Source organism: Chryseobacterium sp. JUb7 (assembly GCF_024806495.1).
Lineage (GTDB): Bacteria > Bacteroidota > Bacteroidia > Flavobacteriales > Weeksellaceae > Chryseobacterium.
In genome coordinates, this window is record NZ_JANUFF010000018.1 from 1 (window position 1) to 13,480 (window position 13,480).

At 31.7% G+C, this 13,480-nt stretch carries 9 protein-coding genes; 2 read left to right on the forward strand and 7 right to left on the reverse strand.

Going from position 1 to position 13,480, the window contains the following annotated elements; genetic code table 11:
* Nucleotides 1-119 precede the first annotated feature (119 nt).
* From M2373_RS21295 to M2373_RS21325, 7 genes are all read right to left on the reverse strand, one after another.
* The gene (locus M2373_RS21295; protein WP_259113335.1) at nt 120-674 is read right to left on the reverse strand and encodes a suppressor of fused domain protein; all 555 of its coding nucleotides are present in this window, start codon (nt 672-674) and stop codon (nt 120-122) included.
* Nucleotides 675-896: 222 nt separating this feature from the next.
* Nucleotides 897-1,520 (reverse strand): hypothetical protein, encoded by a 624-nt coding sequence (locus M2373_RS21300; RefSeq protein WP_259113337.1) that lies wholly within the window; start codon nt 1,518-1,520, stop codon nt 897-899.
* 9 nt (nt 1,521-1,529) lie between these two features.
* Nucleotides 1,530-1,853 (reverse strand): hypothetical protein, encoded by a 324-nt coding sequence (locus tag M2373_RS21305; RefSeq protein ID WP_259113338.1) that lies wholly within the window; start codon nt 1,851-1,853, stop codon nt 1,530-1,532.
* Nucleotides 1,854-1,860: 7 nt separating this feature from the next.
* Nucleotides 1,861-5,418 carry an RHS repeat-associated core domain-containing protein gene (locus M2373_RS21310; protein WP_259113340.1) on the reverse strand — a complete coding sequence of 1,186 codons (3,558 nt, stop codon included), beginning with the start codon at nt 5,416-5,418 and terminating at the stop codon, nt 1,861-1,863.
* 6 nt (nt 5,419-5,424) lie between these two features.
* Nucleotides 5,425-8,697, reverse strand: a complete 3,273-nt coding sequence (locus tag M2373_RS21315) for a hypothetical protein (protein ID WP_259113341.1) — start codon at nt 8,695-8,697, stop codon at nt 5,425-5,427.
* A 13-nt stretch (nt 8,698-8,710) separates the two neighbouring features.
* Entirely contained in the window at nt 8,711-10,264 is a 1,554-nt protein-coding gene (locus M2373_RS21320) for a T9SS type A sorting domain-containing protein (protein ID WP_259113343.1), read from the reverse strand.
* Nucleotides 10,265-10,595: 331 nt separating this feature from the next.
* Nucleotides 10,596-11,291: a transposase gene (locus M2373_RS21325; RefSeq protein WP_310468833.1), complete on the reverse strand. Its 696-nt coding sequence runs from the start codon at nt 11,289-11,291 to the stop codon at nt 10,596-10,598.
* Nucleotides 11,292-11,876: 585 nt separating this feature from the next.
* Between M2373_RS21325 and M2373_RS21330 the strand changes: the two genes are divergently transcribed.
* A complete protein-coding gene (locus tag M2373_RS21330) occupies nt 11,877-12,932 on the forward strand; it encodes a hypothetical protein (RefSeq protein ID WP_259113346.1) in 1,056 nt (351 codons plus the stop codon).
* Complete coding sequence (locus M2373_RS21335; RefSeq protein WP_259113348.1) at nt 12,929-13,402, forward strand: hypothetical protein; 474 nt, start codon at nt 12,929-12,931, stop codon at nt 13,400-13,402. The genes M2373_RS21330 and M2373_RS21335 overlap by 4 nt, the downstream gene beginning before the upstream one ends.
* Nucleotides 13,403-13,480 lie beyond the last annotated feature (78 nt).

Below are 13,480 nucleotides of genomic sequence, written 5' to 3' on the forward strand. Positions count from 1 at the left end.
AACCCCGGAAACAATGCATAAAAAATCCGGAAAATTAACATCTTCCGGATTAATATTGTAATTGATAACTTGTAAACCTATTTTAGGACTAGTCACTATAAACTCAAAGTAGTATTTGTTTACCAAGAATATTTATCTCTCTCTAGATCCCACAAATCATTTATTTCATTTTCTTCTAAAAAATTCTCAAAAGAACTCCATCCTTTTTCTCTTATTAGTTCTGCTTCTTCTTGATAAACAGGTATTATTAATGGAAAAATTACTGTTTTATCTTCTAATCGCAATTGTGATAAGTTATCATCAAAATAAAAAGGTAGAGTAAAATATAATGAATTCATTTTTGTTTCAGAAGTCATCGTGAAACTAAATGATATGACATCACCATGAAGTACTCTTTTTTTATTGTCAATCAAATATTCTGCAAAACTTGTTAGAAATGAAGCTATTTCATCTTTATCATATTTTGCCATAGAGACAAAAATAAATTCATAATAGTAATCAATAAAATAGCGATTCATTCCAAGTGTAGAATATGTTCTAATATCTTCAAAAGGAATATTATCATATATTGAAATTGTTATATTATACTTTTTATCAACAATATCTGCTCCTCTAGATATTATACCGATGTGTTTTTCTAAATGTTCTACTAAAAGAGATTCCATATTTTTCATTATAGAGATTTGATATTAAATACCATCCTGTCATATTTTAGTGTACGTCATATTCGACTTCGCTTACCTCACTACTTTTACTAACTCTATTCCATGCGAAACTCACTCTTATATTTTCTAGTTTTTTACCATAAACCACCGCAAAAATGGCGGTGGTTTCAAAGTCATAGACTTTGTGGAATCAAGGAAATGCAACTTTAAAAGTTTTTTTTGGTTCCTGTATCATTTACTCTTCTCAATTTTTGCCTCTTTTGGAAGATCAAAGAATGAATTTGAAAGTTCTTTAGTTTCTATTTTAGTAGCAATACTTGTCATTTCAAACTGTTTGTTTTCTATAACCATTTTTAATGGGAAAGCTTTGGCTTTGGAAATATAATCAAACCAATTTCCAAGTTTATGATTTTTAAAAAAATTAGGATTAACAAAAAGTTTAGAGTTGAAATAATATTTCTGAATTCCACTTGTACATGTTAAGATTATTTCATCACACTGCATATTTAATACTGTTGCAACATTTTTATTTATTTCAACTTTTAAAACATTGTCTCCTTGAATACTACAATCATTCCAATAAATTGTTTCTGAATTAGACATTTTATTATAGAGTTTATTTTCTTTATTTAAGTAAAGTTGCCACGGAACCAATTTTCCATTTGTTGTTGATTTATAATTTCCGTTTTGGGTAAAATAATTTTGAGTTGTTCCTAGCATTAGGCTTAATTGCTCATTACTTAGTTGATTATTCTTACTTTTATATGTATTAGAATAAGTTATTTCTCCTTTGAAATCTTTTGAATACAAGATTGTTGAAAAGAAAATAAGTGAAATTTTAAATATATTTTTCATTATATTGTTTTAAAAATGTTCATTAAATTGTGTTATCATTAATTTAGGCTTACTTGTTGAATACTTTACTTTCACGCTATCTCCAACATTAAATCTTTGGGACTCACTAAAACCATCCGATTCAATATATTCTTTTTTATCAACAATATATTTTACCCATAAATGATTTCCTTTTTGTACAGATTTTCTTGTTACAACCCCATTTATAATTTTGAAATCTTTATTTATAAATTCAACATTTTTTAATTCATTTTTACGTAAAGTCGTTGCTAAGTAATATATACCAAGCATTAGTAAAGCTAAAATGCTAAAAATTTTTATTTTATCTTTCATTAATTGATTAATTAATTCCAAAAAATGATTTTATTTTATCTGAAATCGAATTCTGAGCAGCTTTATTAACTACTTCTCCATTTTTAACAGCTGTTTTAACAAGTTTTGCAGCAGCAGTATTTTTTCTGGCAAATTTAACTCCGCTTTGTGCGATTCCCATTCTTTTTTGTGCTACTAGTGCTCTAGACCCATAGATATTAGTTCCATTGTTAGTAACCCTATTAAATGTATTTGTAGTTCGCGCTAAAACTGTTGCAGCTTTTGTTTCTGCTGTTGTTGCTTTTGTTAAAGCTTTACTAGCCGCACGATTTAAACCTTTAGCGGCGACTTTTCCGGCCTGGCCTGCTGCGACATCCATTATTCCATCTGCAGCCGCTTTTCCTAAACTCTTTTTGCCATTTAGTATATTTTGATTACCATCTTTAGCGGAATAATCAATAGATGCTTTAGTTACAACCGAGCCTGTTTCTATTGCCAGAGCAGCACCAGCACCAACACCAGAACCAATCAAACCTCCTTTAAGTGTTTCTACCCCAACATCGGCCCAATCTACTTCATTCAAAGATTTTCCTGATAAAAGCTGTCCTCCCAATTCTAAACCTCCACCAATTAAAGCACCTCCTATTGCTGTTAAACAATTCGGACATCTACCATCTGGATCATCAAATTTAATAGGATTATTATATCCATAAGCATAAGGATTCAAATTATTAGTATTAAAAATGCCTCCTCCATTAGAAAGAATTATACCTGCTGATATATTTGAAGCTTCACCGTCATCTTCATCAATTTCATTTGGATTAAATGTGAAATCATGATCATTTATTAATGGATCGGTTTGTATCCAGCGAGCGATATCTGGCATATATTCTCTCCAGCCATAACTGTACATTCCGGTTTCCTGAAGTTCTTTCCCGTTGTACTTGTATTGGTATGCATTGTTATTAGTTGCAGTATAATTATGTAACATTCCAAAAGGATAATAATTATTGATTTCCACAATTTCTCCTGGACTCCAAATTGTGGTACAGCCTTTTTTTCCTCCACATTGAAGATAAGAGTAGTCCCTCGGCTGGATAACTCCGTCTTTATTAGCATCTGAATAACTCAACCTTATATTTCCTAAATGATCCGTAAAATTATAAATGTACTTTCCAAGAAGTGCATCATAATATCCTTCCGAAGTAGGAATAATTCGCAGTTTTATCACAGGAACTTCATTTGGATCAGGAATATAAGTTCCAATGCCATTCCATGATTCTTGTGAAAACGTAGATTTATACTGAAACCCACCCAAATAATCTGTTTCTATATCTCCAAAGAGCTTCTTTACTTTCACTCCGTCTGCTCTGTAAGTAGTATTTGTTACTTTAGAGTTCTGGGTAATCTGTTTTGGTAAATTTAAATAATTATATTGAATAGAAGAGATACCTTTATCATTGTGAGTTGTCATATTACCATTATCATCGTAGGAGATATCATTTCCTCCCAAAGGATAACCTGACGGATTGAGCTGTTCATCAGTTACTTTTGTCAGTCTATTTCCAATATAATCATATTTAAGATTATCAACAACCATTGCGATGTTGGTTCCCTGTAAAGCACCTTCAGATCTTTTTAATCTCGAGATATTTCCATTCAAATCATAATCTAGTTTTTCAAAATATTCTCCTGCCGACTCATTTCCTTCTTTTTGATAAAAACCTGCTGAAAGTCTGTTTAAAACATCATACGAATATCCATATCTTTTTAAAGGATCATTTTCTTGAGTTAAAGTTCTCCAAGATACTTCTGCAATATTACCATTGTATTTTGGTTTTACTTTTAGATCTGGAAAATCTGAATTTGGAATTTCCAAACCTTGAACTGTATTGTAATTGATTTTATATCCAAACAAATCAGTTCCTAAGTTTGCAGGATTATTAATCTGAGTCATCCACCCTCTGATATTGTAGGCATAATCAATGGTTTGAAGTGGCGTTGCAACATTAATCCCACCAACTTTTTTAGATTCTAATTGAGAAAGCTCATTGTATTTATTCTGAGCTAAGATTTCTTCTGTATTGTTATCTACTTTATGTTTATGAACGAGTAATCTGTTTTGATGATCATAAGTAAACGTTTCAGTGATTATTCTTTCAGTATCCGTATTTAATCTTTTGTGACGGGTAATGCTTTGCTTAGGCATACCCGCAAAATCAAACTCAAATTTTGTTTCGGTAAACCCTCCCAAATGATTAATAGAATATGTTCCGACAGCTCTTCCTCGGGTATCATAATATGAATAATTCTTTGTCCAGCTATCATCTTCAATGTTTTTAACCAGACTCATTACAGGAAGTCCTTTAGTGCTTTTACCTGTAGCTGTAGGATTATCCGTTAAAGTAGATCCGAAAATATCGGTTGGAAAAGTTGGATTAAAACTGTAATTTGGGTAAGTATCATAATAGTTAACGCTCAGTATCGTGGGTATTTCACCTGCAAAGGCATTATCTGTATAATAAATGGTTGTTGCGCTTCTGTTAAAGCCTGTTGTATTTCTACTTTCGGTAATAATCAGATCTTTGATCTCGTTTTGTCTTGCAGCTCTTTCTCCACCGGTCAAAAATCCTGTATATGCGGGTCTTCCCAATTGATCATATTTAGTGATCAGCCATTTGTTTTGAGCTTTTAGGTTGGCATCCTGAGTAAGGATCAGCCTGTCTGCTTTGTCATACACCATATATTCCCAGCCTTTGCCCGGCAATTTCTTTTCTACCAATCTTCCTCTTCCGTCATATCGGTATTCGTAAGCAAGAGCCTGTTGATCACTCAAATTCCATGTCTGTTTTTTAGATAATAAAGGGGGAATAACCCATGCCAGCTGATTATACTCATTGTATACATAATAAGTATCAACATTTTCTGTGCCTTTGATTTTTCTGACTAATACAACCTGTCCCTGACCGTTTTTAAACTCAATAGTTTTATTTCCGTCTTCATCGGTTACGGTGTTTTTGTATAGTTGGTTGGCTCCGTAATTCCCTCCATAATTAATGGTAGATTTAGTTGCATTGTTTTCCCATGTTGTCGTAGTGGTATACTTAATAACCTCACCCGTAATATTGGCATCATAATCAAATTTTACGGGTTTATTAGCCCAATCCGTTCCCAGCTGAATTTGCTGCTGAACTCTGTCTAACGGGGAGTTTTCCAGTACTTTTTCTGCATAGATTTTTTCTGATCCATACGATGCAGAAGCATTTGCCAATGGAGTTGGAACAATAGCTCCGTTTAAGGTCTGAGATTGTGGAACAGGAAGATAATCTTTAACCTGTCTTCCAAAACCATCATATTCGATATGAGTTACCACATCTCTTCCTAACGGTGATGCTTTTACATTCACTACCTGTTTTGGTCGTCCTAAGCCGTCAAAATACTGAACGGTTTCTGAGGCTTTAGGATTTGGAAGTGTAGGGTCTGATAAATATTTTTTTGAATATACATAGTTCTCCGTGGGCGAGAGCTGAGCATGGGCTAAACTCGTGACAAGCAAAGCGCCAATCGGGATTAATATTTTTTTCATTGTGTGTTAGTTTTTGTAGTTGTATTTAAATTCTTTCAACAATTTTCCTGTTGCATCATTTTCTCTGATTTCCTTTAACCTGTTGGCAGTATCATAGATATATACCTCTCTGATTCCTGATGGTGGAGTAATGCTTCTTACCCCAATTAGTGGATCGTAAGTATAAGTACTCACCTGATAATTTGGTAAATTATTTTTAAAAATATTTAATACAGATAAAAATGAGGTCTCGTCATTATTTGAAGCTGCTAAAGCATCGGTATTGGATGCATTAACAATACTGTCAATGAATGACTGTTGAATATCAGATAGTTTTGCTCCCTCTATTTTTGCAATAGGTTGGGTATTGTTATAACCCCAAATGATTGTTGTAGAAACACCATCTTTGGTGGTGTACTGCTGTAAATTACCATTGGAATCGTATTTATCATAGGTTATTTCTGTAGATGCAGTTGTTCCATTTTGGAGGTCATATGATAATGCAGATAATGGCAATATTAAATTTCCAGATTGCGCTGTTGGCAATGATGTCGGATAAACTGTATCTGTTTTTGATAATATTTTCCCAGCATCATTAGAATTTTGTTTTTGTAAGACGATGGTTTCTAGCGGAATGCCTGTCATGTTTTTATCAATCATCAGCTGATTGCCTTTTTCATGAGCGTAGCTATAAGAGGTTTTATTTACTGTACCATCAGAAGACTCTACATCGAGAGATATAGGATTAAGATGTTTATGCTCTGAATTATAAAAGTAATTGGTTGTTTCAACTATATTTTGATTATTAAAATAGTTTGTTTTTTTTTGCATCTTCAGCTTCATCCAACTTGAAGTAATCTCATAACGGGTAAACTCAAATGTTGGAACGTGAATAAAACAATTAGGAATAAGAAAGCATGGTTCTTTAACTATTTTTGTAATTTTCATTTGGTAAGGACGTATTGTAACATCAGGGAACATACTTAAATAGTCACTGGATTTTTGATTAAAATAATTATCGGGAGAATATTCATTCTCTGTTTTTTTTATCAAATTATTATTTGAATCGAAAATTTCTTTTGTAAGTAAAAGCCCTCTCGCAAATTGATTATTTACAAAAGTCTGAAAAGGAGTTTCACTATTGTACGCATTTGTGGAAGGTGCATTATAATAGGTATCAACTGTTTTCCATTTTGTATTAAGATTATTTACATCTACTCTTTCGGTTATCACTTTATTATAAACAGTTGGCTTTCCATTAATTGTGGAAAGGTTAAAGTTTCCTGAGTTACTAATAATTAGCCTTCTACATGTTTCGCCCCAATAACCATGAGGAGATGAGGCAAAATAATAGTAATTGATAGGATCTCCCATATATACGCCAGTAGAAAGTCCATTTTCATCTTTATATGAAAATCTCTCCTCTATAACATTATTTACATTTTCTTGTTTAACAATTTTCTTTACTCTTATACCACCTACAGATTTGTTGATATTTGTATTAGGAACTACTGTTTTTTCAAAAAACTTAACAGTAAAAGAAGCATATTTATCTGCTGAAGGATTTTTATGTTTCCTTATTCTCAATTTATAAGAAGGCTTTTTATCCAATAAGAATTCATAATCTCCATTAAAAATAATGGTTTTTAATACTATATTTGAATTATCTAATATTTCAGCTATAAAATAAGGCTGGTTAATATCAGGAAGAGTATTAGAGCCATCATTGAGAGGATTGGCATTACTGGTGAAATTGACCTTAAAAGATACTCTGTTGGCACTTGTGTTTACATTGATAATACTTTCTGTATAGTTTGAGTCAATCATATGTTCCTGCTGTACTATATTGGTTTCAGTAGGAAAATAGCTTGAATCAAAATCATCCAATTCATATTCAATTCCCATTTTTCCTCCTGTAGGATATATAAGTTCTTTTAAACTGCCAGAAACGGCAAAATTAATATCTGGATTCTTATCATCACCCCAACCATAAATATCATCATCAAGAGCTACATATGGTATTCCTAAATTATTAGATTTGCCATTAGAATACCCCACGAAATCTGTAGCATCAGAAAGTCTGTTGGGAAGAAGATTACCTTCATAATAGGTCAATTTATACGAAGAGTTATCGAACGTATTTTTTACTTCATTTAGTTTTAACCTTTTTGTAAGTGCATCAGTATGATTTGTATAACCTCCAATATTTTTAGTATCATCTGTTGTGAAATAACTCTTATTAAGTTGTTGATTGGCTATCAATTTATTACTATTGTCATATACCGAAATATTCTCTAATGCAAGACCTCCAAGAATGTCCTGTCTATTATTACTGTATGTGAAAAGAGTATAACCATCAGGATAAATAATTTTATCCAGGTATTTCTCTCGTAAGACTTCCGTTAAAGAGGCATATTCATTGTAGTCAGTATTTGCCACAACTCCGTCAGTTGATGTTTGACATTGTAAAGGATAGCTAAATCCTTTATAATAACTACTTAGATACTTATATGAAGGAGTCGACAAATATTCAAACTTAATTTCTTTTCCATTAGGAAGGACAATTTTATCTATCTTAAAATCTGTACTAACAATATTTTCAATTGTTGGTAATGCGCCTCCAACTGTTCTCATTTCATTAGCTATAGAAAAATAGTATATATTCCCTGAATCATCCGTTAAAATAAATGGATAAGGCTTGCTGATTTTAACGCTTGTTTCTCCAATTTTTATGGGTGATCCTGTACTGTCAAGATAAAAATCTCCTGAGCTTCCAGGTATTGAGTACGAAAAAATATCCGGTTGAGTATCTCTTTTCTGTCCTAAATGATTATACGTATTTGATGGATCTGAGGCATCAAAACCCATAATTTGAGATGCAAAACTAAAATCTGAAGAAGTTCTATCATTTGGCTGAAAAGCCCCGTCTGCTTGGTTGATAGCAGGAATATAACCTTTATCTTCATTAGCTATTATCTGCTTAGACATAGAAATCCCCCCTATTGATAGCGACCAGCCAAGACCTACTTTTGAAGCAATTTCTTTCACTTTCACACCGGATGCATGGTATTTTAATGAAATCGGCAGGCTATAATTATCAATCTTAATATTATAAATAGGAATATCTATTCCTACTGTTCCCGTGTGGGTTGTAGTCGGGATATCAATATGCTTTGATAATTGACTGGCATCAGGAGATTTTATGGTCAGATTATATTTATTATTCTGCATTTCGGTTGCCTGTTGCGCAGAATACATTTGTGTAGCAATTATAAAAATTGCTGCAATTGTTTTTTTCATGAATATTTATGTTTTATTTCTTAATCAATTTGGCATTAGCCGTTTTATTCGTGTTAGTTTTTATAGTCACCAAATAAGCTCCCTGAATCAAACTCTGAGTATTGACTTTGGTTATCTTGTTTTTAGTTTTCAAATTTTGCAATTGTCGTCCGCTCATGTCGTAAAGGTTGATCTCTGCCTCAAACGCTCCCTCTCTCAAACCCTCAAACCCTATCTCCACATAAGCATAATCTGAAACCGGATTAGGATAGATCTTAATGTCTTGCTTTACAATTAGCTGATCTATTTGCCTGTCTCCAAGCTTAATGATTTTCCAATTCTCCTTTCCAAGCTCCTCAGCACTTGTTCCTGCTAAAATGATCGATCCGTCACGGTTTAATTTTATATCAGATAATCTTTCTTCTTTCTTACTGGATTCTCCTTTTACATGCTTTCTCCATTGTTCATTGCCATTTTCATCTAAATACAACATCCAGAATTTCTCGTCATCACTTTCAATTCTTTCTTCTGCCTGAGTATAGCCTCCCAATAGAATTTCTTTTGAAGTTTTATCATCAGAACCGTGTAGAATACTCATTCCCATTAAAACATCTCTGTTTTTAAAATTGTAGGATTTCTGCCAGATTTCATCGCCTCTTTCATTCAAAGAAATCAACCAAAGATCAGTTCCTTCTTTAATTCCAACAGTTTTATTTCCTGAACGTTCAGAACGACTTTCACCACCAATTAAAAATCCTGTCGAAGTTAAAGCTAATGTTCTCAAATGATCATCAGCTTTTCCACCGAAATTCTTTTCCCATTCAACTTTTCCGTCTTTGGAAAGTTTAATAATCCAATAATCTCCTTCGCCGAAGTTTTCAGTTTTCTTTGAACCTCTGGCACTGCTTCTGGAATAGATCCCTAACAAAGCACCACCATCTTTCGTAGGAATCATTTTTTCAACCTCATCTAATCCTTTTCCTCCTAAAATTAATTGGGATAATTCTTTTCCATTCTTGTCTAATTTGATAATTAAAATATCCTTAGAACCATAACCTTTAGCTGAATTCTGAACATTTCCGGCTACAAAAAATCCTAGATCAGTAGTTTGTATCACAGCTCGTGTTTCTTCATCAGAAGAACTTCCCAACGTTTTCTGCCAAAGCTCATCTCCAAATTCATTCAAACGAATCAACCAGATGTCACTTCCTCCTTTTGAATCCTCTTTTTTATCCAGACCTTTTCCGCTGTAAGAAGTTGCTGCTGCTAAAAATCCACCATCCTGTGTTGCTACGGTTGCAGATAGAAAATCATGATTTTGACCTGAAAAATATTTTTCCCATACCTCTTCGCCTTGTTGATTGAGTTTAACCAAATGGAGGTCGTAGCCCATGTTTTGCTTATTTTCTGTAGAAAGCTTTTTGGATTGGATCGAACTACCTGTGATAAGATACTGCTGATCAATTGTTGTAGTAACCTGACTTAGAAAATTCTGTGTTGAGGATTTAATATCCTTCTGCCAGACTACTTCCTGAGCGTAGCCCAAGATCGTGCATATTGTAAATGCACTCATGTAGAGTTTTTTCATATTTGTATTATTCTTTTGTATTTTTATAAATGAAATTTTTCAAAAAACAGTAAGCTCCAACTTTCTGTTGATGAAAGTAAGATGATTATTTTTAAATTTCTATTTTTTGAAAAATTGCTGAAGAGTCATCTTCAGATAGTACATTAGATTATGCACTTATTTGATAGTGTATTTTTTTTTCATCTTTCTGTGTTTTTGTGTTATTCTGTTTACAAACATAAGCAATTTTGTTTTTCCCTGCAAAAATATTTTTGAAATTTATTTTCATAATGTGCTGGTTTTTATTGCCTTTACGAGTATGATTCTAGGCAACGACAGAATCTATTGTATTTTATTTAATGATGTAATTTTTTGTATTTAGGTTGGAAAACATTTGCTTTTCTATTTTGAACCTTCTTTTATACAGTATATTATCAAAATACCTTTCGTGTTTTGTATCCCCATTTCGAGGATTCTCTTTAATATTCCCTATTATTTCTTTCTGCACCAGAATATTTCTGAATTTTTTACTGTCGAAACCAGAATCTGCATTGAGAAACAATCCTTTACAATCTATATCAGCATCATGAAGAACACCGAGAATATCATCCAAAGTTTCTTCAATATTATACAGATCATGATGTTCTCCGCCTATTGGTTTTCCCATTGAAAGCATCTGTCCTTGGTTGTCACAAAGGGAAATACAATTGGTTGTCCCGGATGATTTTCTTCCCTGATATCCTACCGATTCGCCTCCCGTTCTGCTACGGGTATGGCTTCCATCCATTTGCACACCGGAAAGGTCCAATTCCCTTTTATTATGACCAAGAAGAGAAATCCAAATTCGTCTGAAAGAACCATCCTTACACCATTTATTGAAGTAATAATAAATTAATTGCCAACTTATTGTTTCGTTTGAAAAGTATTCTTTCAGGCTTAACTCACGCCATTGACAGTCTGTTTTCAATCGTTTGATAATAAGTTTAAAGATTTTTTCTAAATCAAATCTCGTAGAAAAGCCTCGTTTTCCTTTGCTTATGAGTTCCAGATTTTAGTTCTTTTTTTGCAACTCTAAATTGCTAATTTTTTTTGCAACTCAGTTTAAACAGGTTCATCGTTAAAAAAGGACTATCTGTAAAAAAATAGCAGAAAACGAATATAAAGTTCTTTACAAGGGACAGATTTTAAAAACTGGGAATGATTATGAAGTTGGTGCTTTTCTAAGAAAGTATTTTGGAAGAGTATAAACCAAGTTGCTAGAGAAGCTGTAAAAGATATTTCGAAAATACTTTACTCACAGTTGGGAAAACTAAGAATATCAGCAAGAGAAATTTTAAAGAACTACATGTAAAAGCTGGTTTCAGTTTTTAAATTGGGTCTTCACATTCTAGTTAAAATTCTTGAAATGTGTAAAAAGTAGAGTTGGTAGAAATAATGTAAAATAATTGTTTTAAAAACAGAAAATATGTTTGTTATTTTATTTGGCCCTACATCAGACTGTGATTATGGGTCATATACAGATTATGGTCCTGATTCTCACGGGCAATGTGGAGGAAAATAATTTCTAAACAAATTAATATTCTCGGTTATGAATAGACCTCTATTCAAACCGAGTTTTTTATAAATTTATTTCATGAAAAAAACAACTCTTCTAATATGTTTGTTAATATCATTGATTGTTAAATGCCAATCAAATAATTTTGAGCTTCCTGAGAGCTTGAAGTCCTACTATCGATATATTAATTTAGCAGAGCAAAGCCTTATACAGGATAAAAATAAAGAAGCTTCTGAATATTATGAAAAAGCATTTAGAAGCTTTGATAAACCGTTTTCATCAGATATTTATAATAGTTTTCTAATAAACCAAAAATTAAATAACAATAAAAGTATAGACGATTATAAAAAACTAAAATGCCTAGGAGCTAATTTTGAAAATTTAAAATCATCAGATTCCTTTAATACATTTTTGAAGAAAAATAAAAAATTAATAGGCAAAAATCAATGCAGTAACACTATTGATTTAGCTTTAAAAGCCAAATTAGATAGCCTTTTTATAGAAGACCAAAAATACAGACCAGTATCAGAGTTTAATAAAAATAAAGTCAGAAAGAATGATAGTCTAAATGCCCAAATGTTAAATGACATAATTTCCAAAAATGGATTTATCGGAGAATATGAAATTGGAGCTGAAGACCCATCTAAAGCAAACTTATTTCTGAAATACTTAATTATAATTCTTCACCAACAGCAAGCCAAAGAGAATAGAGTTGTTGATTTTGAACCAATTTTATATCAAGCATTAAAAGAAGGAAAGATTAAAAATAAAAATTTTGTTCATATAATTGATGGTTTACATACGAAAAAAAGCAATTATGACTATTTTCCTCTTTTTGAGATTGGTCAAGAGTGTTGTTTTATTAGTAAAAGTATTTATAAAATAAATAGAAATGATGAGGAGAAAAGAAATATTGAAGAAATAGAAATTAATAGAAAACAGATAGGCTTAAGCTCGTTGAATGATGAAGTGTTGGTTAGATTATTTTCACTTGATAACCATGAATATAATTTAGAGTCCTCTTTTGTAAATCGTTTTGGTGACGGTAATTCTAATTTTATCTCATTTTTAAAAGCTCAAACTGTTAAAATTAATTTTAAAGATTTTTTACAGCTCTTAAGTAATAAAAAATGAAGATAATTATTATTACAAAAGACAATGACACTTCAAGTGATGAAATCATAGAGTATTTAATCTCTAAAAAAGCAGATTTTGAAAGGGTAAACAATAATGAATTTAAAAAGATATCTCTTCGTGTAAGTAATTCAGAAAATTTAAATTTTTCAGAGGAACTAGTCATTTATCATCGTAGAAGCTGTCAATTATTTTTGCCTACAGAATTGAAAGACACAAAAATCAGTTATTATTTTTTAAGTGAAAATGATATTATTAATAAATCTTATGAAAAAATTTGTAAAAAACATATAAAATATTTCGGAGGTTATTTGGAGGAAAACCAACATGATAAGTTGTTTGATTTAAATCTGGCTAAACAGTGCGGATTCAGAGTTCCTGAAACTCTTATTACAAACTGCAAGTCAGATTTGTTGGATTACAAGCTGGATAGGATTCAATTATTTAGTTTTTATTGTGATTGCCATTAGAAAGTTTCAAAAATAAAGTCGAGATGAGTTCATTGTATATAATTCTATTTTGTTTTGCCTTGTCAAAATAAGATAACA

Excerpts from the sequence above, each read along its gene's own strand:
- M2373_RS21315 (WP_259113341.1), bottom strand. The coding sequence starts at position 8,697 with ATGAAAAAAACAATTGCAGCAATTTTTATAATTGCTACACAAATGTAT.
- M2373_RS21300 (WP_259113337.1), bottom strand. The coding sequence starts at position 1,520 with ATGAAAAATATATTTAAAATTTCACTTATTTTCTTTTCAACAATCTTG.
- M2373_RS21305 (WP_259113338.1), bottom strand. The coding sequence starts at position 1,853 with ATGAAAGATAAAATAAAAATTTTTAGCATTTTAGCTTTACTAATGCTT.
- M2373_RS21320 (WP_259113343.1), bottom strand. The coding sequence starts at position 10,264 with ATGAAAAAACTCTACATGAGTGCATTTACAATATGCACGATCTTGGGC.
- M2373_RS21330 (WP_259113346.1), top strand. The coding sequence starts at position 11,877 with ATGAAAAAAACAACTCTTCTAATATGTTTGTTAATATCATTGATTGTT.
- M2373_RS21310 (WP_259113340.1), bottom strand. The coding sequence starts at position 5,418 with ATGAAAAAAATATTAATCCCGATTGGCGCTTTGCTTGTCACGAGTTTA.
- M2373_RS21335 (WP_259113348.1), top strand. The coding sequence starts at position 12,929 with ATGAAGATAATTATTATTACAAAAGACAATGACACTTCAAGTGATGAA.
- M2373_RS21295 (WP_259113335.1), bottom strand. The coding sequence starts at position 674 with ATGAAAAATATGGAATCTCTTTTAGTAGAACATTTAGAAAAACACATC.